Raw genomic sequence first — 25,493 nt, forward strand, 5'->3', positions numbered from 1 at the left:
TGTAGGAGCGAGGCTTGCCCGCGAAGCTTTTCAACGACTCAAATACATCCGGGTTGTTAACAGGTACACAGGCAGCCCCGACACCAATATCAACAACGCCGCATAAGGCGCCGCCGCCGCAAACTCCACATTCGCGGTATGCGCCCAAACCTCTGTCGCCAGCGTATTGAGCCCGGTCGGACTCAGTAGCAGCGTCGCCGTCAGCTCCTTCATCGCATCCAGAAACACCAGCGCAAACGCCGCGCCCAGCGCCGGGAAGATGATCGGCAGCGTCACCCGGCAAAACGCGCTGAACGACGAGGCGCCCAGCGTTCGAGCCGCCTCTTCCAGCTGCGGAGCAGCCTTGTTCAGTGCCGTGCGAATCGGTGCCTGCGCCAACGGTAGAAACAGCAGCGCATAAGCGATCAGCAGCAACGCCGACGTTTGGTACAGCGCCGGCACATAGTGCAGGGCGAAATACACCAGCGTCAGCGCAATCACCAGCCCTGGCAGTGCATGCAACAGGTACGGCAAGCGCTCGGCCCAGATCGCCAATTGGCCTTTGTAGCGCACCACCAGCAAGCCCACCGGCACCGCCAGCACCAGGCACAGCGCGGCGCCACCCAGCGAAAGCGCGAGGGACGACAGCAGCGCCTCGCTGATCGCCGCCACGGGAAACGCTGCCGACGAACCTACCGCCAGCCAGTACACCAGCATCCCCAGTGGAATGCCGCTGCCGATGATCGCCAGTGCCAGACAGTAAATCTGCCCAACGGCCGCCCAAGGTCCCAGCTGCACCTGTTCCGCCTGTCGCGCCGCGCCCTGGCCGGTGCGCACGTGCCGCCCCTTGCCGCGGGCTCGCAGCTCAAGCCACAACAGCATCAGGCACAGCGCGAGCAAAACAGCGGAAAGCATCGCCGCATTGGCATTGCTGAATTCCAGTTCGAATTGCTGATAGATCGCCGTAGTGAACGTCTGCAAGCCAATAATCGACAGCGCGCCGAACTCAACGAGCATGTGCAATGCGATCAGCAGCGAACCGGCGAGCAGCGACGGCCACAGCAGAGGCAGGGTGATCCTGAAAAACACGCCCCAGCGATTCTGCCCGAGCGTGCGCGCGGACTCTTCAAGCGAGGGATCGAGATTGCGCAGGGTCGCCGCCACCGGCAGAAAAATCAGCGGGTACTTGGACAGGGTCATTACCAGAATCGCCCCGCCCAAACCCTCGAAGTGCGCGCTCAGCGAGACCCAGGTAAAGCTGCTGACAAACGCCGGCACCGCAAACGGCAAGCACAGGATCACGCCCCACAAGCGTCGGCCTGGCAGATTGCTGCGTTCCAGCAGCCAGGCCAGCGACAAACCGATCACGCCACAGGCGACCGTTACGCCGACCATCAGCTCCAGGGTGTTGCGCAGCAAGCCAAACACGTAGGGCCGCCACAGCAAATGCAGTGCCTGGGCCCAACCGGCCTGCCAGGTCTTGAGCCCGACATACACCAGCGGCAATACGCTGAGCAGTACCAACAGCAAAACCGGCAGCAGCAGCCAGATCGACGGCCGCTTGCGCCGTGGCACGTAGCTTCCGCGCATGGCTGGTGCAGATAGCGGTGCGCTCATCAGTTCAAGCCAACGTCGCGTTCCAGGTCCAGGGCTTCTTCGGCGTTGCCGAGGTCGGCTGGCGTGACTTTCGGTGCTTCAAGCTCGCTGAACGGCTTGAGGCCGCGGTCCGATTCCATGCCCTTGTGCAGCGGGTATTCGGCGGTGGTCTGGGTGATCACGCGCTGACCTTCTTCGCTGGCCATGTAGGCGAGGAATTGCTGGGCTTCCTTTGGGTGTTTGCTGGACTTCAGCACGGCAGCGCTGGAAACGGTGATCAACCCGCCGACGTCGCCGCCAGTGAAGTAATGCAGTTTCGAGTCGAGCTGGCCTTTTTCGCGTTGCAGGGCGAACCAGTAGTAGTTGTTCACCAGCACGGTCGCGACTTCGCCGTTCTCCACGGCTTTCAGGGCGACCATGTTGTTGCTGTAGGTCTTGCCGAATGCGCGCAAGCCGGTCAGCCATTCTTCAGCTGCATCCATGCCGTGCACTTTGATGATTGCCACGGCCTGTTCCTGGAACGCGCCGCTGGTGGGCACGAAGCCAACCTTGCCTTGCCATTTCGGGTCGGAGAATTCCATCACCGATTTGGGCAGGTCTTTTTCATCGATCAGTTTGGGGTTGAACGCAACCACGCGTACTCGTGCGGTGATGCCGATCCAGGTGCCATTGCCGGCGACGTAGTCTTTCGGCAGAACGGCGAGGGTGGCGGCATCGGTTGGCGCCAGCAGGCCTTGCTCGCCGAGTTTGTTCAGCGGTGGCGATTCTTCGGTGTAGATCACATCGGCCGGGGAGCGATCGCCTTCTTCGACGATCTGGCTGGCAAGCTGGTTGCTGCTGCCTTTGCGCACGTTGACGTGGATGCCGGTCTTGGCTTCGAAAGCTTTGGCGACGGCGTCGCCGACTTCCTTGTGTTGACCGTTATAGAGTGTCAGGGAAACTGGATCAGCAGCCTGGGTGAGGGGAGTAGCGATGGCCAGGCCGAGCAGGGTGATGGTCAGGCCGCGGCGCAGGGTATTTCGAAACATCATTCGCAGGGTTCCTCACTGTCGCATTGCAAAAACTTGCAACAATGATAAACGATATTGTTTCTCAAGTGCGCCTTGCGGAGTGTGGCCTGACTCCTGTAGGAGCGAGCCTGCTCGCGATGGACGTGAACGATGACGCGTGTTGTCTGGCTAAACGGGGCGCCTGTGAGTTCATCGCGAGCAGGCTCGCTCCTACAGGGGTTGTGTGGTTTTTCGAATGCCAGAAACGCAAAAACCCGCTTTCGCGGGTTTTTGTGAAATTCCAGAGCAAGCTCTGAAATTTGAATTGGTGCCCAGAAGAAGACTCGAACTTCCACGACCGTAAGGTCACCAGCACCTGAAGCTGGCGTGTCTACCAATTTCACCATCTGGGCATAATCTTCAGCGTTGCCGCTGTTGATGTGGCGCACTATACGGAGAGCAGTTTGATCTGTAAACCCCTGATTTGGTTTTAATAAATCAGAACCGCAGAATGCAAAAAACCCGCTTTCGCGGGTTTTTGTGCGAGCCTTGAAATTGATCTAATCTCAAGCTCTGAATTGGTGCCCAGAAGAAGACTCGAACTTCCACGACCTTGCGGTCACCAGCACCTGAAGCTGGCGTGTCTACCAATTTCACCATCTGGGCAGTATCGGCAACGTCTCCGTCGTCGATGGCGCGCACTATACGGAGCGTCTTTTTAACTGTAAACCCCCAGCGTCAAAAAAACCTGGAAAATTTTACCAGCGGCATTTAAATCAGCTTTGCGCTGTCGATAAAGGGCTTTAGATGGGCTCTCGTAGCCTGAAATTTCCCGTTTCATTACGCCTATGCCAAACTAACCCGCATATAGACAAGGTGAAAACTCTCTAATGGCCGATTGGCAGTCCCTCGATCCCGAGGCCGCTCGTGAAGCGGAAAAATATGAAAACCCTATTCCTAGCCGCGAACTGATCCTTCAGCACCTTGCTGATCGGGGTTCGCCTGCTAACCGCGAGCAACTGGTCGAAGAGTTTGGTCTGATCACAGAAGACCAGATCGAAGCCCTGCGCCGCCGCCTGCGCGCCATGGAGCGCGACGCTCAACTCATCTATACCCGTCGTGGCACGTATGCGCCGGTGGACAAGCTCGACCTGATCCTGGGCCGCATCAGCGGTCACCGTGACGGCTTCGGCTTCCTGGTCCCGGACGACGGCAGTGACGACCTGTTCATGAGCCCGGCGCAAATGCGTCTGGTGTTCGATGGCGACCGTGCCCTGGCCCGTGTTTCCGGTCTGGACCGTCGCGGTCGTCGCGAAGGCATGATCGTCGAAGTGGTGTCCCGCGCTCACGAAACCATCGTCGGCCGTTACTTCGAAGAGGGCGGTATCGGCTTCGTGGTGGCGGACAATCCGAAGATCCAGCAAGAAGTGCTGGTTACGCCGGGGCGCAATGCCAACGCCAAAGTCGGTCAGTTCGTCGAAGTGAAGATCACTCACTGGCCGACGCCACGCTTCCAGCCGCAAGGCGACGTGGTCGAAGTCGTGGGCAACTACATGGCGCCGGGCATGGAAATCGATGTCGCCCTGCGCACTTACGATATTCCGCACGTCTGGCCTGAAGCGGTCTTGAAAGAAGCCGCCAAGCTCAAGCCGGAAGTCGAAGAGAAAGACAAAGAGAAGCGCATCGACCTGCGCCATCTGCCGTTCGTGACCATCGACGGTGAAGATGCGCGCGACTTCGATGACGCGGTCTACTGCGAAGCCAAACCGGGCAAGCTGCGCCTGTTCTCCGGTGGCTGGAAGTTGTACGTGGCGATTGCCGACGTTTCCAGCTACGTGAAAATCGGTTCCGCGCTGGACAACGAATCCCAGGTTCGCGGCAACTCCGTTTACTTCCCGGAGCGCGTAGTGCCGATGCTGCCTGAGCAGCTGTCCAACGGCCTGTGCTCGCTGAATCCACATGTCGATCGTCTGGCCATGGTCTGCGAGATGACCATCTCCAAATCCGGCGAGATGACCGACTACTGCTTCTACGAAGCGGTGATTCACTCCCATGCCCGTCTGACCTATAACAAGGTCAGCACCATGTTGGAGACGCCGAAAGTTACCGAGGCTCGCCAGCTTCGCGGCGAATACACCGACGTTCTGCCACACCTCAAGCAGCTGTATTCGCTGTACAAGGTGCTGCTGGCGGCCCGTCATGTGCGTGGCGCGATCGATTTCGAAACGCAGGAAACCCGGATCATCTTCGGTTCCGAGCGCAAGATTGCCGAAATCCGTCCGACCGTGCGTAACGATGCACACAAGCTGATCGAGGAATGCATGCTGGCGGCCAACGTGGCCACTGCCGAATTCCTGAAGAAGCACGAAATTCCTGCGCTGTATCGCGTCCACGATGGTCCGCCACCGGAGCGTCTGGAAAAACTGCGCGCCTTCCTTGGTGAGCTCGGCCTGTCCCTGCACAAAGGCAAGGACGGCCCGTCGCCGAAGGATTACCAGGCCTTGCTGGCAAGCATCAAGGACCGTCCGGATTTCCACCTGATCCAGACCGTCATGCTGCGTTCGCTGAGTCAGGCGGTGTACAGCGCTGATAACCAGGGCCACTTCGGCCTGAATTACGAAGCCTATACCCACTTCACTTCGCCGATCCGCCGCTACCCGGACTTGCTCACGCACCGGGCGATCCGCAGCGTCATTCATTCGAAAATGGACACCCCGCACGTTCGCCGTGCTGGCGCGATGACCATTCCGAAGGCGCGCATCTATCCGTACGACGAAGCCGCGCTGGAGCAACTCGGCGAGCAGTGCTCGATGAGCGAGCGCCGTGCCGACGAAGCGACCCGCGACGTGGTGAACTGGCTCAAGTGCGAGTTCATGAAAGACCGCGTGGGCGAGTCGTTCCCGGGTGTGATCACCGCCGTGACCGGTTTTGGTCTGTTCGTCGAGCTGACCGATATCTATGTCGAAGGCCTGGTGCACGTCACCGCGCTGCCGGGCGATTACTACCACTTCGACCCTGTGCATCACCGCCTCGCCGGTGAGCGCACCGGTCGCAGCTTCCGCCTTGGCGACACCGTTGAAGTGCGCGTCATGCGCGTCGACCTCGACGAGCGCAAGATCGACTTCGAGATGGCTGAAAAAACCATCAGCGCACCGATCGGCCGCAAAAAACGCGGGACTGAAACCGCTGCACCTGCTGGCAAGACTGCAGCAGAGCCGGCGCCGGCGAAAACCGGTCGTCGTCCTGCCAAGGAAAAAGCAGTCGAAGCCTATCGCCCAAGCGATGCGGCAGCGAAAAATGCTGAGCTGCGCAAAAGCCGTGAAATGAAGCAGGCGTTGCTGTCTGAAGCGAAAAGCGGTGGTAAAGCGGCGTCTGGGGGAAAGACCGGACGGTCGGCGCCTGACAAGGCTCCCGGCAGCAAGCCGAGCAAACACCGTAAAGGCCCGCCGAAAGCGGGCTCGGCCCCAGCCAAAAGCGGCGGGGCGCGTAAACCTAAGGCCAAGTCATGAGTCAGTTGGAAAAAATCTACGGCGTGCATGCGGTAGAAGCATTGCTGCGTCACCACCCGAAACGCGTCAAGCAGATCTGGCTGGCGGAAGGCCGCAGTGATCCGCGGGTTCAGACGCTGATCGCGCTCGCGGCCGAAAACCGCGTGGCCGTCGGCAATGCCGAACGTCGCGAGCTGGATGCCTGGGTTGAAGGCGTGCACCAGGGCGTGGTGGCGGATGTGAGTCCGAGCCAGGTCTGGGGCGAGGCAATGCTCGACGAGCTGCTCGATCGCACCGATGGTGCACCGCTGTTGCTGGTGCTCGACGGCGTGACCGATCCGCACAACCTTGGCGCTTGCCTGCGTTCGGCCGATGCGGCCGGTGCGCTGGCGGTGATCGTGCCGAAAGACAAGTCGGCCACGCTGACCCCGACGGTACGAAAGGTTGCGTGTGGCGCAGCGGAAGTGATTCCTTTGGTCGCCGTAACCAACCTGGCGCGCACCCTGGAAAAACTCAAGCAGCGCGGCTTGTGGGTCGTCGGTACGGCGGGCGAAGCCGAGCAGAGCCTGTATCAGCAAGACATGACCGGGCCGACCATCCTGATCATGGGTGCGGAAGGCAGCGGCATGCGTCGCCTGACCCGCGATCTTTGCGACTACCTGGTGCACCTGCCGATGACTGGCAGTGTCAGCAGTCTCAATGTTTCCGTGGCGACCGGCGTCTGCCTGTTCGAGGCCCAGCGCCAGCGCAGCGTAAAAGCCGCCACTGGCAAGAAGCCCTGACACTCCCTTGTAGGAGCCGGCTTGCTGGCGATCCAAGCGCCACGGTACTTCTGAAGCACCGCGTTGCCTGAATCGCCAGCAAGCCGGCTCCTACAGGTATGGGGTAATTGGTGGTTGTTCAAATAATCACCAATTGCCTTGCACCTCTTCTGTCCCTTCTCTACAATTGCGCCCCTTGCTGTGACGGCAGGCACGCATGTGTCTATCGCAGGCAAGTCCATAAGTGTCATTCACTCCTTGTCTGACCGCTTTTGAGCGGCAGGCTACAACCCGTAAGGAGCATTCATGCGTCATTACGAAATCATCTTTTTGGTCCACCCGGATCAAAGCGAGCAAGTCGGCGGCATGGTTGAGCGTTACACCAAGCTGATCGAAGAAGACGGCGGCAAAATCCACCGTCTGGAAGATTGGGGCCGTCGTCAACTGGCCTACGCAATCAACAATGTTCACAAGGCTCACTACGTGATGCTGAACGTTGAGTGCACTGGCAAGGCCCTGGCCGAGCTGGAAGACAACTTCCGCTACAACGATGCAGTGATCCGTAACCTGGTCATCCGTCGCGAAGAAGCCGTTACCGGCCAATCCGAGATGCTCAAGGCTGAAGAAAACCGCAGTGAGCGCCGTGAGCGTCGCGACCGTCCTGAGCACTCCGACGCCGAAGGCGTTGATGGTGATGACAGCGACAACAGCGATAACGCTGACGAGTAATCCACGGACCTTTTGAGGAGCCTATTACATGGCACGTTTCTTCCGTCGTCGTAAATTCTGCCGCTTCACCGCTGAAGACGTGAAAGAGATCGATTACAAAGATCTCAACACTCTGAAAGCCTACGTATCCGAGACCGGCAAAATCGTTCCAAGCCGCATCACCGGTACCAAAGCTCGTTATCAGCGTCAGCTGGCCACCGCTATCAAGCGCGCCCGCTTCCTGGCCCTGCTGGCCTACACCGACAGCCACGGCCGCTGAGACCGGGCAGTCGACACGTAGCAAAGGATTGAATGCATGCGTGCCATAGCTGAGTTCATCATGCGCGGCCGTATGCAGGCCACTCTCGTAGTGGCCGGATGCGCAACATTGCCGTTGTTGTATTGGTTGGGTGCTGCCGCTGGATGCCTAGTGCTCCTGCGGCGCGGATTGAAGGACGCCCTTGGCGTACTTGCTCTGGGACTGCTGCCGGCGTTGATCTGGTGGCTTTACTCCGATGACCCACGGGCACTTCTGGTGCTGCTGGGGTCTTCGAGCCTTGCGTTGGTTTTGCGCGCAAGCGAGTCCTGGAACCGCGTGCTGCTGGTCAGCATAGCGATGGGAGTGGTGTTTGCAGTGGTGCTGGGGACAGTTTTTGCTCCCCAAATCGAGATGCTGGCGCAGGCCTTGATAAAGGTCATGCCGTCGCTACTCGGTGATGTCTACCAGAAGTTGTCGGTAGACGAGCAAGCGCATTTTGCGTCCCTGATTGCACCGGTCCTGACTGGCCTGATTGCGGCCTTGTTGCAAATCGTCAGTGTGCTGAGCCTGATTGTCGGGCGCTACTGGCAGGCGTTGTTGTACAACCCGGGTGGTTTTGGTCGCGAATTTCGCGCCATCCGATTCCCGCTGGGGCTGGCGATGTTACTGCTGGCGTTCATGCTTCTGGGGCCGAACATCGGCCCGCAGATGGCCATGTTGACGCCGTTGTGCAGTGTACCGCTGGTGTTCGCCGGGCTGGCCCTGATTCACGGGCTGGTGGCGCAAAAGCGACTGGCCAGATTCTGGCTGGTGGGGTTGTACGTCACGCTGTTGCTGTTCATGCAGCTGATCTATCCGTTGCTGGTGGTCCTGGCCATCGTCGACAGCCTGATTGATTTTCGCGGTCGTTCGACGCCGAAAGACGTCGATAGCGCGAACGGTGAAGGTTAAAAGTTAAGAGGATTTTCACATGCAACTGATCCTTCTGGAAAAAGTCACCAACCTGGGCAACCTGGGTGACAAAGTAAACGTTAAGGCTGGTTACGGTCGTAACTACCTGCTGCCTTACGGCAAAGCTACCGCCGCGACCCCAGCCAACCTGGCTGCGTTCGAAGAGCGTCGTGCTGAGCTGGAAAAAGCCGCAGCAGACCGTAAAACTTCGGCTGAAAGCCGTGCCGCCCAACTGGCTGAGCTGGAAGTGACTATCACTGCCACCGCTGGTGACGAAGGCAAGCTGTTCGGTTCGATCGGTACTCACGACATCGCTGATGCACTGACCGCCTCTGGCGTTGAAGTTGCAAAAAGCGAAGTTCGTCTGCCGAACGGCACCATCCGCAACGTAGGCGAATTCGACGTAGCCGTGCACCTGCACGCCGAAGTTGAAGCCACCGTACGCGTTGTCGTGGTAGCAGCTTAAGCAGCACTTGTCGGCTGGCACCCTCGGGTGCTTGCCGGTAACATCGGGCACGATCCTGTTTACAGGTCGTGCCCTTTGTCTTTCTGCAGTTCCTGATTTTCACAACTATTCAAGTGGCCATGAACGATATCTCCGCTCCCGAGCAATACGATCTGCAAACCGCTTCCCTGAAGGTGCCGCCGCATTCCATCGAGGCCGAACAGGCCGTGCTCGGTGGTCTGATGCTGGACAACAACGCCTGGGAGCGCGTGCTTGATCAAGTCTCCGACGGCGATTTCTATCGACATGACCACCGCCTGATTTTCCGCGCGATCGCCAAACTCGCCGACCAGAACTCCCCGATCGACGTCGTGACCCTTGCCGAGCAATTGGACAAGGAAGGTCAGACCTCGCAGGTCGGTGGCCTCGGTTACCTCGGTGAACTGGCGAAAAACACGCCGTCCGTCGCCAACATCAAGGCGTATGCGCAGATCGTTCGCGCGCGAGCGACGTTGCGGCAGTTGATCGGCATCGCCACCGAGATTGCCGACAGCGCCTTCAACCCGGAAGGTCGCACGGCTGAAGAGATTCTCGACGAAGCCGAGCGGCAGATCTTCCAGATCGCCGAGGCCCGGCCTAAAACCGGCGGCCCGGTGAGCGTCAATGACCTGCTGACCAAGGCCATCGACCGCATCGACACCTTGTTCAACACCGATAACGCCATCACTGGCTTGTCCACCGGTTACACCGACCTCGACGAGAAGACCAGCGGCCTGCAGCCGGCCGACTTGATCATCGTCGCCGGCCGTCCGTCGATGGGTAAAACCACCTTTGCGATGAACCTGGTGGAAAACGCCGTGTTGCGCAGCGACAAGTGCGTACTGGTTTACTCGCTCGAGATGCCAGGCGAATCGCTGATCATGCGTATGTTGTCGTCCCTCGGTCGTATCGATCAGACCAAGGTCCGTGCCGGTCGCCTGGACGACGACGATTGGCCGCGCCTGACATCGGCGGTCAACCTGCTCAACGACCGCAAGCTGTTCATCGACGATACGGCGGGCATCAGCCCGTCGGAAATGCGCGCGCGGACCCGGCGTCTGGTGCGTGAGCACGGCGATGTCGCCCTGATCATGATCGACTACCTGCAATTGATGCAGATTCCGGGTTCCGGTGGTGACAACCGGACCAACGAGATTTCCGAGATCTCGCGTTCCTTGAAGGCCCTGGCCAAGGAATTCAATTGCCCGGTGGTGGCGCTGTCCCAGCTCAACCGCTCCCTGGAGCAACGACCGAACAAACGGCCGATCAACTCCGACCTCCGGGAATCCGGAGCGATCGAGCAGGATGCCGACGTCATCATGTTCGTTTACCGGGATGAGGTTTATCACCCGGAAACCGAACACAAAGGCATCGCCGAAATCATTATCGGCAAGCAGCGGAACGGCCCGATCGGCACGTCGCGACTGGCGTTCATCGGTAAGTACACCCGCTTCGAAAACCTGGCGCCGGGTAGCTACAACTTCGACGACGAGTAAGTTATTTGTTGTTTTTTTGGGCCCCATCGCCGGCAAGCCGGCTCCTACAATGATTGTGTAGGAGCCGGCTTGCCGGCGATGGGGCCTGATAATTTCCGACCATAACCGTCGGAATTGGTCATTTTTTGTGCTATATTCCGCGCCCGCGATTTTTCATCTCAACACCGGTCATCGTCATGCAAACAGCCAAGCCGTTATTTGACTATCCCAAGTACTGGGCCGAATGCTTCGGTCCAGCGCCATTCCTGCCAATGAGCAGGGAGGAGATGGATCAGCTTGGCTGGGATTCATGCGACATCATCATCGTCACCGGTGATGCCTACGTTGACCATCCGTCGTTCGGCATGGCGATCATCGGCCGGCTGCTGGAGTCCCAGGGCTTCCGCGTCGGGATCATTGCCCAGCCGAACTGGCAGTCCAAAGACGACTTCATGAAGCTCGGCGAGCCGAACCTGTTCTTCGGTGTCGCGGCCGGCAACATGGACTCGATGATCAACCGCTATACCGCCGACAAGAAGATCCGCTCCGACGACGCCTACACCCCCGGTGGCCTGGCGGGCAAACGTCCGGATCGCGCGAGCCTGGTTTACAGCCAGCGCTGCAAGGAAGCCTACAAGAACGTGCCGATCGTACTCGGTGGCATCGAAGCGTCCCTGCGCCGCATCGCCCACTACGACTACTGGCAGGACCGGGTGCGCAACTCGATCCTGATCGACGCCTGCGCCGATATCCTGCTCTACGGCAACGCCGAGCGTGCGATTGTCGAAGTTGCCCAGCGCCTGTCCTACGGTCACAAGATCGAAGACATTACCGATGTGCGCGGCACCGCGTTCATCCGTCGCGATACGCCGAAAGACTGGTACGAAGTCGACTCCACGCGCATCGACCGTCCGGGCAAGATCGACAAGATCATCAACCCGTACGTGAACACCCAGGACACCCAGGCCTGCGCCATCGAGCAGGAAAAGGGGCCGGTTGAAGACCCGAGCGAAGCCAAAGTCGTACAGATCCTGGCCAGCCCGAAAATGACCCGCGACAAGACGGTGATCCGTCTGCCGTCGGTCGAGAAGGTCCGTGGCGATGCGGTGCTTTACGCTCACGCCAACCGCGTGCTTCACCTGGAAACCAACCCGGGCAACGCCCGCGCGCTGGTGCAGAAGCACGGCGAAGTCGACGTCTGGTTCAACCCGCCGCCGATTCCGATGACCACCGAAGAAATGGACTACGTGTTCGGCATGCCTTACGCACGTATTCCACACCCGGCGTACGGCAAGGAAAAAATCCCTGCCTACGACATGATCCGCTTCTCGGTGAACATCATGCGTGGCTGCTTCGGCGGCTGCACCTTCTGCTCGATCACCGAGCACGAAGGCCGGATCATCCAGAACCGTTCCGAAGAGTCGATCATTCGCGAAATCGAAGAGATCCGCGACAAGGTGCCAGGTTTCACCGGCGTCATTTCCGACCTCGGCGGCCCGACCGCGAACATGTACCGCATCGCGTGCAAGAGCCCGGAAATCGAATCCGCGTGCCGCAAGCCATCGTGCGTGTTCCCAGGCATTTGCCCGAACCTGAACACCGACCACTCGTCGCTGATCCAGCTGTATCGCAGCGCCCGTGCGTTGCCGGGTGTGAAGAAGATTTTGATCGCGTCCGGTCTGCGCTACGACCTCGCGGTCGAGTCGCCGGAATACGTCAAGGAGCTGGTGACCCACCACGTCGGTGGTTACTTGAAGATCGCCCCGGAACACACCGAGGAAGGTCCGCTCAATCAGATGATGAAACCGGGCATCGGCAGCTATGACAAGTTCAAGCGCATGTTCGAGAAGTACTCCAAGGAAGCCGGGAAAGAGCAGTACCTGATTCCGTACTTCATCGCCGCTCACCCGGGCACGACCGACGAAGACATGATGAACCTGGCCCTGTGGCTCAAGGGCAACGGCTTCCGTGCCGACCAGGTGCAGGCGTTCTACCCGTCGCCGATGGCCACCGCCACCGCGATGTACCACTCGGGCAAGAACCCGCTGCGCAAGGTCACTTACAAGAGCGACGCCGTGACCATCGTCAAGAGCGAAGAGCAGCGTCGTCTGCACAAGGCGTTCTTGCGTTACCACGACCCGAAAGGCTGGCCGATGCTGCGTGAAGCGCTGACCCGCATGGGCCGCGCCGACCTGATCGGGCCGGGCAAGAACCAGTTGATCCCGCTGCATCAGCCAGCGAGCGACAGCTACCAGAGCGCCCGTCGCAAGAACTCGACGCCGGCCGGCAGTCACAAGGTCGCGGGTGAGAAGACCACCAAGATCCTGACCCAGCACACCGGTCTGCCACCACGTGCCAGCGATGGCGGTAACCCGTGGGACAAGCGTGAACAGGCCAAGGCAGCGGCATTTGCCCGCAACCAGCAGGCGGCCAAGGAGCGCAAGGATGCCGCCAAAGGCAAAGGGCCGAAGCCTGCGCGCAAGCCGGTTGTGCCGCGCTAAACCGCACTTGAGCTGAACAGAACGCCAACCTTCGGGTTGGCGTTTTTGTGTGCGGCAACCAAGCGGGCGTTTTCAGAGTCAGATAATGGGTTGTAGCTATTGGCCTCATCGCGAGCAGGCTCGCTCCCACAGGTTCTTCTTTGGATGCAGAATTTGTGAACGACAGAGATCATTGTGGGAGCGAGCCTGCTCGCGATGAGGCCACTACAGCCGCAGCCAACTCCAGCTGACAGCCCACTGGTCGCCACATTTGCGTGCAACGCCCCCAAAGCAATTTCCTGCATCGCCCGATTTTGGTGCTGTACTGCCTCAAGCAACCGGAGAAAGCGCCAGCGCCACTGGATGGCATAAGTCTTGCGCGCTTTCGATAACGCTTAAGGCTCGCAGGAGGCACGCCGTGTCGATTCATGTCGCATTGCACCACGTCACGCATTACCGCTACGACCGCGCTGTCGAGCTCGGTCCGCAGATTGTTCGCCTGCGCCCGGCCGCCCACAGCCGTACGCGGATACTGTCGTATGCGCTGAAAGTCTCGCCCGAGCAGCACTTCATTAACTGGCAGCAGGACCCCCAAGGTAATTACCTGGCGCGTCTGGTGTTCCCGGAGAAAACCGGGGAACTGCGGATCGAGGTCGATCTGCTGGCGGAAATGGCCGTATTCAATCCGTTCGACTTCTTCCTCGAACCCTACGCGGAAAAAATCCCGTTTGCCTACGCCGCGGACGAGCGCAAGGAACTGGCGCCGTACCTGGAAACCCTGCCGCTGACGCCTAAATTCAAGGCCTATCTGGACGGCATCGACCGCACGCCGCTGCCCAGCGTGGATTTCCTCGTCGCGCTCAATCAGCGCCTGAGCGAGGACATCGGTTACCTAATCCGCATGGAGCCGGGCGTGCAAACGCCCGAACACACCCTCGAACATGCCTCCGGTTCCTGTCGCGACTCGGCGTGGCTGCTGGTGCAGCTGCTGCGTAACCTGGGTCTGGCGGCGCGTTTTGTCTCCGGTTATCTGATTCAACTGACCGCCGACGTCAAAAGCCTCGACGGCCCGTCGGGCACCGAAGTGGATTTCACCGATTTGCACGCCTGGTGCGAGGTCTATTTACCCGGTGCCGGCTGGATCGGCCTGGACGCGACCTCAGGCCTGTTTGCCGGTGAAGGACACATTCCGTTGGCGTGTAGTCCCGATCCGGGCTCTGCGGCACCGATCAGTGGCCTGGTGGAACCGTGCGAGTGCGAATTCACCCACGAAATGTCCGTTGAGCGGATTTGGGAGGCGCCGCGCGTCACCAAGCCCTACACCGAAGATCAGTGGCTGGCGATCCAGGCGCTGGGCCGACAGATCGATGCCGACCTGCTGGAAGGCGACGTACGCCTGACCATGGGCGGCGAGCCGACCTTCGTCTCCATCGACGATCCGGACGGCGCCGAGTGGAACACCGCCGCGCTGGGGCCAGACAAGCGGCGTTTGTCCGCCGAGCTGTTCCAGCGCATGCGCAAACATTACGCACCCAAAGGACTGGTGCATTTCGGTCAAGGCAAGTGGTACCCCGGCGAGCAACTGCCGCGCTGGTCGCTGAACTGCTACTGGCGCCGCGATGGCGTGCCGATCTGGCACAACAGCGCGCTGATTGCCGATGAGCAGGAAGACTACGGTGCCGATGGTGAACTGGCCGGGCGTTTTCTGGCGAGTGTCGCCGAACGCCTGAAAATTCCGACACGCTTTGTGTTCCCAGCCTACGAAGACAATTTCTATTACCTCTGGCGCGAAGGCACTTTGCCGCTGAATGTCAGCGCCGAAGATTCGCGTCTGGAAGAACCCTTGGAGCGTGCGCGACTGCGCAAAGTCTTCAGTCAGGGACTGGATAAAGTGATCGGCCAGGTGTTGCCATTGGCGCGCACCGCCAAGGGCGATCAGTGGCAAAGCGGTCGCTGGTACCTGCGCGACGAGCACTGCCGGTTGGTGCCGGGGGATTCGCCACTGGGTTATCGCTTGCCGCTGGGCTCGCAGCCGTGGGTGAAAGCCGCCGAGTATCCCTTTATCTATCCCAACGACCCCAATCAGGAATTCCCGGCGCTCCCGGATACTCAGCAGTTGAGCCGCCCCGCCACCGCGGCCGAAGCGGTCGAGCGTGATCTGGAAATCGACGAATCCGCCGATTGGCTGACACGCACCGCGTTCTGCGCCGAGGCGCGGGAGGGGCGGTTGTACTTGTTCATGCCGCCGCTGGAGCGGGTCGAGGATTATCTGGAGCTGGTCACTGCAATCGAAGCCACGGCTGAGGAGTTGCATTGTCCGGTGCTGCTGGAAGGCTATGAACCGCCAAGCGATCCGCGCCTGAGCAACTTCCGCATCACCCCGGACCCGGGCGTGATCGAGGTCAACGTGCAGCCGTCCGCCACCTGGGATGAACTGGTGGAGCGCACCGAGTTTCTCTACGAAGAAGCGCGTCAGACGCGGCTGACCACTGAAAAATTCATGATCGACGGCCGACACACCGGCACTGGCGGCGGTAACCATTTCGTACTGGGCGGTGCGACACCGGCCGACTCACCGTTTCTGCGCCGTCCCGATCTGCTGCGCAGCCTGATCAGTTACTGGCATAACCACCCGTCGTTGTCCTACCTGTTTTCCGGATTGTTCATCGGCCCGACGTCCCAGGCACCGCGCGTCGATGAAGCGCGCAACGATGCGTTGTACGAGCTGGAAATCGCCTTCGCCCAGATGCCTGAACCCGGCGAAGAATGCGCGCCGTGGCTGGTCGACCGGCTGCTGCGCAACCTGTTGATTGACGTGACGGGTAACACTCATCGCGCCGAATTCTGCATCGACAAGCTTTATTCACCCGATGGCGCAACGGGACGCCTTGGTTTGCTGGAGTTGCGCGCTTTTGAAATGCCGCCCCATGCGCGCATGAGCCTGGCTCAGCAGTTGTTGCTGCGAGCGCTGGTTGCGCGGTTCTGGCGCGAGCCTTACGCGCCGCCGAAACTGGCGCGCTGGGGCACGGAATTGCACGACCGGTTCCTGTTGCCACACTTTATCGAGCAGGATTTCGCTGATGTGATCGTCGACCTCAATGCCGCGGGTTATCCGGTGCGGGCCGAGTGGTTCGCCGCGCATCTGGAGTTTCGCTTTCCCAAGGTCGGCGATTACGCCGTCAGCGGCATCGAACTGGAAGTGCGTCAGGCGCTGGAGCCTTGGCATGTACTGGGCGAGGAGGGCGCGGTCGGCGGCACGGTGCGCTACGTGGATTCATCCCTGGAGCGCTTGCAGGTGAAACTCACCGGCCTGGCACCGCAGCGCTATTTGCTGACCTGCAACGGCGTTCCGGTGCCTTTGCAACCGACCGGTCGGGTTGGCGAGTTCGTCGCAGGCGTGCGCTTTCGTGCCTGGCAACCGGCCAACTGTCTGCAACCGACGATCCCGGTCCATGCACCGCTGGTGTTCGACCTGCTCGACACCTGGATGCAGCGTTCGCTGGGGGGGTGTCAGTACCACGTCGCCCATCCGGGCGGGCGCAACTATGACAGCTTGCCGGTGAACGCCAATGAAGCCGAGAGTCGGAGGATGGCGCGTTTCTTCCGCATCGGACACAGCCCGGGGAAACTTCCTATACCAATTCTGGAAATAAACGACGAGCTGCCGATGACTCTCGATTTGCGACGTTTCTAAACCGTACGCGACGCTCGGATTTTTCGTATATCCGGGCGTCATGAGCGTGCGTTAGTCTGACCGTTCCTTGCTGTCTGCCGAGCTTTCCATGCCTGACCTGCTTGACCGCTACCCGCTGACGGCGGGCACTTATCACGAACTGCTCGACGACAGTGGCGCCGTACGCCCGCACTGGCGTCGGCTGTTCGACCAGTTGCAACGCAGCACGCCCGCGCAGCTGGTGCAGCGTCAGGCACTGCTGACCCGGCAGATCCAGGAAAACGGTGTGACCTACAACGTCTATGCCGATCCCAAGGGGGCCGACCGGCCGTGGGAGCTGGACTTACTGCCGCACGTGATCGCTGCGGATGAATGGGAGCATTTGTCGGCCGGCATCGCTCAGCGGGCTCGACTGTTGAATGCTGTGCTGGCTGACTTGTACGGCCCGCAACGGTTGATCGCTGAAGGCTTGCTGCCGGCTGAGCTGGTATTCGGCCACAACAACTTCCTCTGGCCCTGTCAGGGCATCACGCCGCCCGACGGGGCCTTTCTGCATCTGTATGCCGTGGATCTGGCGCGCACGCCCGACGGTCGCTGGTGGGTGACCGCGGATCGGACCCAGGCACCGTCCGGCGCCGGTTACGCCCTGGAAAACCGCACGATCGTGTCCCGGGCCTTCCCCGAGTTGTACCGTGATTTGAAGGTGCAGCATCTGGCCGGGTTCTTCCGCACGCTTCAGGAAACCCTGGCCCGTCAGGCGCCAAGCGACGATGAAGTGCCGTTGGTGGTGCTGCTGACACCGGGGCGTTTCAACGAAAGCTATTTCGAGCACCTGTACCTGGCGCGGCAACTCGGTTATCCGTTGGTGGAGGGCGGCGACCTCACGGTGCGCGATGCCACGGTTTACCTGAAAACCTTGAGCGGCCTGCGCAGGGTCCACGCGATCATGCGTCGGCTCGACGACGACTTCTGTGATCCGCTGGAGCTGCGCACCGACTCGGCGCTCGGTGTGCCGGGCCTGCTCGAAGCCGTGCGACAAGGACGGGTGCTGGTGGCCAACGCACTCGGCAGCGGCGTGCTGGAATCGCCGGGGTTGCTGGGCTTCCTGCCGAAGATCAATCAATTCCTGTTCGGCGAAGAGTTGATCCTGCCCTCTATCGCCACGTGGTGGTGCGGCGAAGCGCCGGTGCTGGCCCAGGCGCTGGAAAAACTGCCGGAATTGCTGATCAAACCAGCGTTCCCCTCACAGAGCTTCGCGCCGGTGTTTGGCCGCGATTTGAGTGAAAAACAGCGTCTGGCGCTTTCCGAGCGCATGCAGGCACGACCTTATGCCTATGTGGCGCAAGAACTTGCGCAATTGTCCCAGGCGCCGATCTGGCAGGCCGAGGGTGGCCAGTTGCAACCCCGAGCCATCGGCATGCGCGTGTACGCGGTGGCGAGTCGCGACGGGTATAGGGTTCTGCCTGGCGGTTTGACCCGGGTGGCCGCCGAGGCCGACGCTGAAGTGGTGTCGATGCAGCGCGGCGGTGCGAGCAAGGACACCTGGGTGCTGGGGGACCGGCCACCCAGCGGCGAACAATGGAAAGCCCAGCGCAACATTGGCGTGCACGATCTGGTGCGACGCGATCCGTATTTGCCGTCGCGGGTGGTGGAAAACCTGTTCTGGTTCGGCCGTTACTGCGAGCGCTGCGATGACAGTGCGCGGTTGCTGCGGATCATGCTGGCGCGCTACGTCGATGGCGATGACCCGCAGGCGCTGGACGCTGCGGTCGATCTGGGTGAACGGCTGATGTTGCTGCCCGAAGAAGGCGAGCTGCCTGAACGTTTGTTGGCGGCGTTGCTTGGTGACGACTGGCCGTTCAGCCTGCGTTCCAACCTGCAGCGCTTGCAGTGGGCGGCGTCGCAAGTGCGCGGAAAGCTCTCGCGGGAAAACTGGCAGGCGCTGGTGGAGTTGCAGCGCGAGGCCGTCGAACTGGAAACCGAAGAACCGGATTTCGGCGAGTTGCTGGATTTTCTCAACCGTCTGGTGATGTCGCTGGCGGCACTGTCTGGTTTTGCACTGGACGACATGACCCGGGACGAAGGCTGGCGCTTCCTGATGATCGGTCGACGGATCGAGCGCCTGCAATTTCTCAGCGGCAGCCTCGCGGCGTTTCTGCGCGGTAGCGGCGCCTTTGATCAGGCCGGGCTGGAGTGGCTGCTGGAGCTGGGTAACAGCAGCATCACCTACCGCTCGCGGTATCTGGCGGTGGCGCAATTGATTCCGGTGCTGGACCTGTTGCTGCTCGACGAACAAAACCCGCATGCGGTGCTGTTCCAGTTGAAGCTGGTGACCCGCACGCTTAAACGTTTGAACGATGATTTTGGTGTGCCGCGCGAAGCTGGTCTGCCGTTTCTGGTGGAGCGTCTGGCGCGCTTTGATCTTGGGTGTCTGGAGAATTCGCTGTTCGGTGAAGCCAGCGTACGCGCCGCCATCAATGGCCTGGCCGACCTGCTGCAAGAGATCGCCGATGCGAGCGGGCAGGTGTCGGATCGTTTGGCATTGCGCCATTTCGCCCACGTCGATGATGTCAGCCAACGCACGGTGTCCGTCTGATGAGCGCTCATTACCAGATTTTCCATGACACCCATTATCACTACGACAGCCCGGTGTCCCTCGCTCAGCAGTTGGCGCATCTGTGGCCGCGCTCGTGCGCCTGGCAGCGTTGTACTGCGCAACAATTGCAGATCAGCCCCGACCCGACGGCGCGCCGCGATGAACTGGATGTATTCGGCAATCCACTGACCCGGCTGGCGTTCGAGCGACCTCACGATGAGTTACTGGTTAACGCCAGTCTTACCGTCGAAGTGCTGGCCCGGCCAACGCTGGATTTCACTCAATCGCCGGCCTGGGAAGAAACCCGCAACGCACTGACCTATAGCAGCCAACCGCTTTCGCCCGACGTGCTCGAAGCGTGTCGTTACCGGTTCGAATCGCCCTATGTGCATTTGAAGCGCAACTTCGTCGAGTTCTCGGAAAGTTGTTTTCCGGCGGGCCGGCCGCTGTTGCTCGGTGTCCAGGCGTTGATGGAAAAAATCTTCAGCGAATTCACCTTCGACGCCGAAGCCACTCAAGTGGCAACACCTCTGGTGGAAGTGCTGGAGCGCCGTCGCGGAGTGTGCCAGGACTTCGCTCACCTGATGCTCGCTTGCGTGCGTTCCCGTGGGTTGGCGGCGCGTTACATCAGCGGCTACCTGCTGACTCAGCCGCCACCGGGCCAGCCACGGCTGATCGGTGCCGATGCATCACACGCCTGGGTTTCAGTGTTTTGCCCGGTGTTGGGTTGGGTGGATTTCGATCCGACCAACAATGTGCAACCGGCACTCGAACACATCACCCTGGCCTGGGGCCGGGATTTCTCCGATGTATCGCCGTTGCGCGGGGTGATTCTGGGGGGCGGAAATCACGATCCGGAAGTCCGGGTCACCGTGATGCCACTGGAGTAACAAAGATCCACCCTGTAGGAGCGAGCCTGCTCGCGATGGACGTCAACGATGACGCGTCCTGTCTGGAAAAACGCGCTGTCTTCGATATCTTCGCGAGCAAGCTCGCTCCTACACGGGACACAGATCCGGTGGGCCTGATCAGATCATCGGGCCCTGAGGGTCTCAGGCGTCGGGCGCCTGATCTTTCGGTGCTTCAACATCACTTTCTGCGGTCACTTCACCGTCTGCTTCCGGGTTCAGTGCGGCGGCGTCTTCTTCAGCTGAAGCTTTCTTGCGCTGAAGCTTTTCCTCTTTCTTCTGCTCCTTGGCCAAGTCTCTCTGACGTTTGGCGAAGGAATAATTAGGTTTAGCCATGGGCGATCCTCTGGGGTCGAAGGTGAGGTTGAGCGGCGCATATTCTGCCCTGTATCGGTGCCTAGCCGTTAGCTGGGTTTTTGCTCGGCCCATTTTGGCAGTACCGAGGGCTGCCAGGCGTCCAGTGCATCGAGCAGGGTGTGCGGCGATTCGCTCACTTGCAGCATGTCACGGTGTGCTTCGCGAACGAAGCCTTCGCCGACGATATGATCAAGAAAACCGGTCAACTTGCTGTAGAAACCGTTCACTTCCAGCAGTCCCAGCGGTTTGCCGTGGTAGCCGAGCTGACCCCAGGTCCAGACTTCGAACAGTTCTTCCAGAGTGCCCAGGCCACCGGGCAGCGCGATAAAGGCGTCGCTGAGCTCGGCCATCCGCGCCTTGCGCGCATGCATGCCGTCGACCACTTCCAGGCGCGTGAGGCCGCTGTGACCGATTTCCTTGTCTTTGAGGCTTTGCGGGATGATCCCGATCACTTCACCGCCGGCCGCCAGTGCGGCGTCGGCGACGATCCCCATCAGCCCGACGGCACCGCCGCCATAGACCAGGGTCAGCTTGCGCTCGGCCAACGCTCGCCCGAGGGCGACAGCCGCTTCACGATAAGCCGGGTTGGTGCCGGTGCTGGCACCGCAAAATACACAAACGGACGCTAAAGACATGCCTTACTCCATGGTCAGGATGGCCACAGAGTAAAGGCAGAGGCGCTATGCTCCAAGGTCTAAACTTCACGCCGGGACGTTTCACAGGTGCCACTGGCGCCACAGGCGTAAGCGGCGAGCAAACTGCACAACAGGCTATTGATGGACATGACAGACGCTCCGTATAAGTGATGACGACCTGATGATAGGGCCGCCCTAGACGTCTGGCTGGTAGATTGTTTCGATAGGTGTCATAGCCCGAAAGTTGTATACAATTTTTGATTCAGGTCATAGGAACTTGCGAAGTTTTCAGGCAGTCTTCTGTCCATTCGCACTTTTGTTAACCCTGCCTTGGAGATTCACCATGTTTGCCAAACTTGTTGCGGTATCCCTGCTGACACTGGCCAGCAGTCAATTGATGGCTGCCGAGTGCAAGACGACCATCGATTCCACCGACCAAATGGCCTTCAACACCAAGGCCATCGAAATCGACAAAAGCTGCAAGACCTTCACCGTTGAACTGACCCACTCCGGCAACCTGCCGAAAAACGTCATGGGCCACAACTGGGTGCTGAGCAAAGAAGCGGACATGCAGCCGATCGCTACCGATGGCCTGTCTGCCGGCATCGACAAGAACTACCTGAAAGAAGGTGATGCGCGCATTATCGCTCACACCAAAATCATCGGCTCCAAGGAAATCGACTCGGTGACCTTCGATGTGTCCAAGCTTGATGCTGCCGAGAAATACGGCTTCTTCTGCTCGTTCCCGGGCCACATTTCGATGATGAAAGGCACGGTTACGCTGAAGTAAGCGAATCGCGCGCATAAAAAAAGCGTCCACTTGGGACGCTTTTTTTGTGCCCGGCGTTTGACCGAGTCATCGTTCATCGCTAGCAGGCTAGCTCCCACAGGTGCTGCGCTGTCCTTGTGGGAGCTAGCCTGCTAGCGATGACGTCGGTCCAGACGCCGCCTTATTTATGGTGCAAACGGCATCACCCGCTTGTGATGGGTCTTCCTGTACGTATCGCAAATGATCTTGAACGCTTCCTCACGCACCGGCTGCCCATGCAGGAACGCGTCGATCTCGGCATACGTCACGCCATGGGACGCTTCGTCCGGTTTACCCGGCGACAGGTCTTCAAGGTCCGCCGTCGGGACTTTTTCCACCAGCGATTCCGGCGCGCCGAAACTGCGGGCAATCGCCCGGACCTGATTTTTTACCAGGCCGCTCAACGGGGCCAGGTCGCAGGCGCCGTCGCCGAATTTGGTGAAGAAACCCATCACCGCTTCCGCCGCATGATCGGTGCCGATCACCAGGCCATGGGCCGCGCCGGCGATGGTGTACTGGGCGACCATGCGCATCCGCGCCTTGGTGTTGCCGAGGACGAAATCCACCGAGACCGCGTGCTTGCCTTCGAACGCTGCCACTTCATTGGCCAGGGATTTGACCGCCGGGCCGATGTTTACGGTGTGGCGCTCGTCTGGCTTGATGAAGTCCACCGATGCCTGGGCGTCGTGTTCATCGAACTGGGTTTCGTACGGCAGGCGCACGGCGATGAACTTGTAGTTGTCATCACCGGTGCGGGTGCGCAGTTCACACATCGCACGCTGCGCCAGCAGGCCGGCGGTCAGGGAATCGACGCCGCCGCTGATCCCGAGCACCAGGGTCTTGAGCCCGGAATTGACCAGGCAATCCTGGATGAAACTGATGCGCCGCGCGATTTCAGCCTCGAGGGCGGCCTCGTCGGCGAATGGCGGTTGAACCTTGAGCTGCTCAGCAATCTCACGCTGTACGGCTTGCATGAATTCACTCCTTGCTTGGTGTGCTGGAAAGGGCGGCAGGAACTTTGAAAACGTGTCGCAAATAGGCAACGAAATTCGGGTCTTTACAGTGAGTCTTGCCAGGCTCGTCGGAGATCTTTGCCACCGGCTGGCCGTTGCAGGCCGCCATTTTAAGCACGATGCTCATCGGTTCGACACCCGGAATATCGCACGTCAGGTTGGTACCGATGCCGAAGCTGACATTGATCCGACCGCGTAATGCGCGAAATATTTCCAGCGCCTTGGGCAGCGTCAGGCTGTCGGAGAACGTCAGCGTCTTGCTCATCGGGTCGATACCCAGCTTTTGATAGTGGGCGATCGCCTTTTCCGCCCAGATCACCGGATCACCGGAGTCATGTCGCAGACCGTCAAAGAGCTTGGCGAAGAACAGGTCAAAGTCATTGAGGAAGGCATCCATGGTGATGCAGTCAGTCAAGGCGATCCCCAGCAGGCCGCGGTACTCGCGGACCCAGCAATCGAGGGCGGCGATCTGGCTGTCGATCAGCCGCGGGCCCAGTTGCTGGTGGGCCATGATCCACTCGTGGGCCATGGTGCCCAGCGGTTTCATGTCCAGCTCTCGCGAAAGGTGCACGTTGCTGGTGCCGACGAAGCGCCCGGGGAAATCGTGCTTGAGCACGTTCACCACTTCTTCCTGCACACGGTAAGAGAAGCGACGGCGAGTACCGAAATCGGCTACTTGCAATTCGGACAATTCGTCGCTGCCGGCATTCGCGGTCAGCCAGTCGAACTTGCGATAGAGCTGCTCACGCGCCTGCACCAGCACGATCTCCCGGTAGCGATAGCGGTTGCGCACTTCGCTGACGATGGACAGCAGCGGCACTTCGAACAGGATCACATGCAGCCACGGTCCGCGCAGGCGGATGAACAGTTCGCCGTTTTCGATGCCGGTGTGGACGTAGCGCAGATTGAAGCGGAACAACCCGAGAAAACGCAGGAAATCCGGCTTCATGAAGCTGATGCGCTCCATGAAACTCAACTGGTCGGCGCTCAGGCTCAGCTCGGCCAAGCGCTCGATCTGAAAGCGGATTTCCGCCAGGTACGGGCGCAAATCCTCACTGTTACGGCAACGAAACTCCCATTCGACTTCCACGTTCGGGTAGTTGTGCAGCACCGCCTGCATCATCGTCAGTTTGTAGAAGTCGGTGTCGAGCAGGTTCTGCACGATGCGATCGGCAAACACACTCTCGCTCATAACGGGATTCTCCAGGCTGGCCGCGGCCCGTGGCGGCGACGTTGCAGCTGTTTCAATGATGGGGGCTAGTGGCGCATATCAGCGCGGGGTATTGCCAGTGTTTTTTTGTGAGGGTTGTGCCGCTGCCGATGGCCTCTTCGCCGGCAAGCCCGGCTCCTACAGGACCTTTGTCTGGCCCGAAACCTGTAGGAGCACGGCTTGCCGGCGAAGGCGTCCTCAAGGCATTACAGGGCTGTCGATCTGCTCCAGCATCCACTTCACAAAATCCCGCACCTTCGGCACTTCCGCCGAATGCTCCGGGTACGCCAGGTAATAGGCGTCGGAACTGGGCATTGCATGCTGCCAGGGAATGACCAGTTTGCCGTCGGCCAATTCCTCTTCCACCAGAAACCGCGGCAACAACGCTACGCCGCAGCCGACCTGTGCGGCACGGATGCACATATAAAAGGTTTCGAAGCGCGGGCCGTGATAGCTGTGTTCAGTGTGATAACCCTGGCTGTCGAACCAGTCGTGCCAGGCTTGCGGCCGGGAGGCGTTTTGCAGCAGGACCAGGTCGGTGAGTTGCGTCGGATCGGTGAACGGCGTGGCCGGGAGGCTGCTCGGTGCACATACCGGAACAAGCTCTTCGCCGAACAGCTTCAGGCATTCGGTGCGGGGCCGTGAGCCCTGGCCGAAATAGAACGCCAGATCGCTGCGACCTTGCAGCAGGTCATCGGCTTCCTGCTCGCTGCACAGGTCCAGATGAATCGACGGATGGCGCAGTCGCCAACCCTTCAAACGGGGGACCAGCCAGCGGGCGCCGAACGTCGGCGGGGTCGAGACGCGCAGGACTTCGGTCTCTCCGCCGTAGGAGCGCAGGTAATGGGTCGACATCTCGACTTGCGTGAGGATTTTTCGTACCTCAACCAGATACAAATCACCGGCCGGGGTCATTTGCAGGCGTCGGCGCACCCGCCGGAACAACAGGTGCTGCAACAATTCTTCGAGTTGCGCGACCTGTTTGCTGACGGCGCTCTGGGTCAGGTTCAGCTCTTCGGCGGCCCGCGTGAAGCTCAAATGCCGGGTCACGGCCTCGAAACACTGCAGCGCGGTGATCGATGGCAGGTAGCGTTTATTCAGCATGGGTTGTCCTTTTTTCTTG

19 protein-coding genes and 2 tRNA genes are annotated in these 25,493 nt (G+C 60.1%); 12 read left to right on the plus strand and 9 right to left on the minus strand.

The annotated features are described in order from the left end of the window. Positions 1 to 30: 30 nt before the first annotated feature. The 4 genes from KGB25_RS15390 to KGB25_RS15405 all read right to left on the minus strand — a co-directional run bounded on the left by KGB25_RS15390 (position 31) and on the right by KGB25_RS15405 (position 3,230). Positions 31 to 1,596, minus strand: coding sequence for an ABC transporter permease (locus KGB25_RS15390; protein ID WP_008035330.1), 1,566 nt, complete (start codon positions 1,594 to 1,596; stop codon positions 31 to 33). Next, complete coding sequence (locus KGB25_RS15395) at positions 1,596 to 2,606, minus strand: iron ABC transporter substrate-binding protein (RefSeq protein ID WP_223435544.1); 1,011 nt, start codon at positions 2,604 to 2,606, stop codon at positions 1,596 to 1,598. The genes KGB25_RS15390 and KGB25_RS15395 overlap by 1 nt, the downstream gene beginning before the upstream one ends. Positions 2,607 to 2,890: 284 nt before the next feature. After that, positions 2,891 to 2,977: transfer RNA gene (locus KGB25_RS15400), tRNA-Leu, on the minus strand. A gap of 166 nt (positions 2,978 to 3,143) precedes the next feature. After that, positions 3,144 to 3,230 (minus strand) — tRNA-Leu (locus KGB25_RS15405). 224 nt (positions 3,231 to 3,454) lie between these two features. On the opposite strand from KGB25_RS15405, the gene rnr reads away from it, so the two are divergent. The 11 genes from rnr (at position 3,455) to KGB25_RS15460 (ending at position 20,329) form a co-directional block, all read left to right on the plus strand. Continuing rightward, on the plus strand, positions 3,455 to 6,073 hold the full coding sequence (gene rnr, locus KGB25_RS15410) for a ribonuclease R (RefSeq protein WP_207284728.1): 2,619 nt from the start codon (positions 3,455 to 3,457) through the stop codon (positions 6,071 to 6,073). Then, complete coding sequence (gene rlmB / locus KGB25_RS15415) at positions 6,070 to 6,834, plus strand: 23S rRNA (guanosine(2251)-2'-O)-methyltransferase RlmB (protein WP_192419680.1); 765 nt, start codon at positions 6,070 to 6,072, stop codon at positions 6,832 to 6,834. Before rnr ends, rlmB begins: the two co-directional genes overlap by 4 nt. A 285-nt stretch (positions 6,835 to 7,119) precedes the next feature. Continuing rightward, positions 7,120 to 7,542, plus strand: a complete 423-nt coding sequence (gene rpsF / locus KGB25_RS15420) for a 30S ribosomal protein S6 (RefSeq protein WP_008035342.1) — start codon at positions 7,120 to 7,122, stop codon at positions 7,540 to 7,542. Positions 7,543 to 7,570: 28 nt separating this feature from the next. Next, entirely contained in the window at positions 7,571 to 7,801 is a 231-nt protein-coding gene (gene rpsR, locus KGB25_RS15425) for a 30S ribosomal protein S18 (protein ID WP_002551829.1), read from the plus strand. Positions 7,802 to 7,837: 36 nt separating this feature from the next. Continuing rightward, positions 7,838 to 8,731 (plus strand): hypothetical protein, encoded by an 894-nt coding sequence (locus tag KGB25_RS15430; RefSeq protein WP_008035345.1) that lies wholly within the window; start codon positions 7,838 to 7,840, stop codon positions 8,729 to 8,731. A 19-nt stretch (positions 8,732 to 8,750) separates the two neighbouring features. Then, the gene (gene rplI, locus KGB25_RS15435) at positions 8,751 to 9,197 is read left to right on the plus strand and encodes a 50S ribosomal protein L9 (protein ID WP_008035347.1); all 447 of its coding nucleotides are present in this window, start codon (positions 8,751 to 8,753) and stop codon (positions 9,195 to 9,197) included. Positions 9,198 to 9,316: 119 nt separating this feature from the next. Then, positions 9,317 to 10,711 carry a replicative DNA helicase gene (dnaB, locus tag KGB25_RS15440; protein ID WP_008035349.1) on the plus strand — a complete coding sequence of 465 codons (1,395 nt, stop codon included), beginning with the start codon at positions 9,317 to 9,319 and terminating at the stop codon, positions 10,709 to 10,711. A 176-nt stretch (positions 10,712 to 10,887) separates the two neighbouring features. After that, positions 10,888 to 13,191: a YgiQ family radical SAM protein gene (locus tag KGB25_RS15445; RefSeq protein ID WP_192226931.1), complete on the plus strand. Its 2,304-nt coding sequence runs from the start codon at positions 10,888 to 10,890 to the stop codon at positions 13,189 to 13,191. A gap of 397 nt (positions 13,192 to 13,588) precedes the next feature. Continuing rightward, positions 13,589 to 16,864, plus strand: coding sequence for a DUF2126 domain-containing protein (locus KGB25_RS15450; RefSeq protein WP_223435547.1), 3,276 nt, complete (start codon positions 13,589 to 13,591; stop codon positions 16,862 to 16,864). Positions 16,865 to 16,952: 88 nt separating this feature from the next. Next, the gene (locus KGB25_RS15455) at positions 16,953 to 19,439 is read left to right on the plus strand and encodes a circularly permuted type 2 ATP-grasp protein (RefSeq protein ID WP_223435548.1); all 2,487 of its coding nucleotides are present in this window, start codon (positions 16,953 to 16,955) and stop codon (positions 19,437 to 19,439) included. Continuing rightward, a complete protein-coding gene (locus tag KGB25_RS15460; RefSeq protein ID WP_223435556.1) occupies positions 19,439 to 20,329 on the plus strand; it encodes a transglutaminase N-terminal domain-containing protein in 891 nt (296 codons plus the stop codon). Before KGB25_RS15455 ends, KGB25_RS15460 begins: the two co-directional genes overlap by 1 nt. 162 nt (positions 20,330 to 20,491) lie before the next feature. Here KGB25_RS15460 and KGB25_RS15465 read toward each other — a convergent pair whose 3' ends face one another. Both KGB25_RS15465 and KGB25_RS15470 read right to left on the minus strand, forming a co-directional pair. After that, positions 20,492 to 20,683 carry a hypothetical protein gene (locus KGB25_RS15465; protein WP_008035362.1) on the minus strand — a complete coding sequence of 64 codons (192 nt, stop codon included), beginning with the start codon at positions 20,681 to 20,683 and terminating at the stop codon, positions 20,492 to 20,494. A gap of 68 nt (positions 20,684 to 20,751) precedes the next feature. After that, positions 20,752 to 21,339 carry a TIGR00730 family Rossman fold protein gene (locus KGB25_RS15470; RefSeq protein WP_008035363.1) on the minus strand — a complete coding sequence of 196 codons (588 nt, stop codon included), beginning with the start codon at positions 21,337 to 21,339 and terminating at the stop codon, positions 20,752 to 20,754. A gap of 343 nt (positions 21,340 to 21,682) precedes the next feature. Here KGB25_RS15470 and azu point away from each other — a divergent pair, with 343 nt between their 5' ends. Then, positions 21,683 to 22,129 carry an azurin gene (gene azu / locus KGB25_RS15475; protein WP_223435559.1) on the plus strand — a complete coding sequence of 149 codons (447 nt, stop codon included), beginning with the start codon at positions 21,683 to 21,685 and terminating at the stop codon, positions 22,127 to 22,129. Between the two features lie 164 nt (positions 22,130 to 22,293). On the opposite strand, the gene nadE is transcribed toward azu, so the two are convergent. From nadE to KGB25_RS15490, 3 genes are all read right to left on the minus strand, one after another. Further along, on the minus strand, positions 22,294 to 23,121 hold the full coding sequence (gene nadE, locus KGB25_RS15480; protein ID WP_008043144.1) for an ammonia-dependent NAD(+) synthetase: 828 nt from the start codon (positions 23,119 to 23,121) through the stop codon (positions 22,294 to 22,296). A gap of 4 nt (positions 23,122 to 23,125) precedes the next feature. Continuing rightward, a complete protein-coding gene (pncB, locus tag KGB25_RS15485) occupies positions 23,126 to 24,352 on the minus strand; it encodes a nicotinate phosphoribosyltransferase (RefSeq protein ID WP_223435564.1) in 1,227 nt (408 codons plus the stop codon). A gap of 216 nt (positions 24,353 to 24,568) precedes the next feature. Next, complete coding sequence (locus KGB25_RS15490; protein WP_008043152.1) at positions 24,569 to 25,474, minus strand: LysR family transcriptional regulator; 906 nt, start codon at positions 25,472 to 25,474, stop codon at positions 24,569 to 24,571. Between the last annotated feature and the right edge of the window lie 19 nt (positions 25,475 to 25,493).

Source organism: Pseudomonas sp. BF-RE-21 (genome assembly GCF_019947305.1).
GTDB lineage: Bacteria > Pseudomonadota > Gammaproteobacteria > Pseudomonadales > Pseudomonadaceae > Aquipseudomonas > Aquipseudomonas migulae.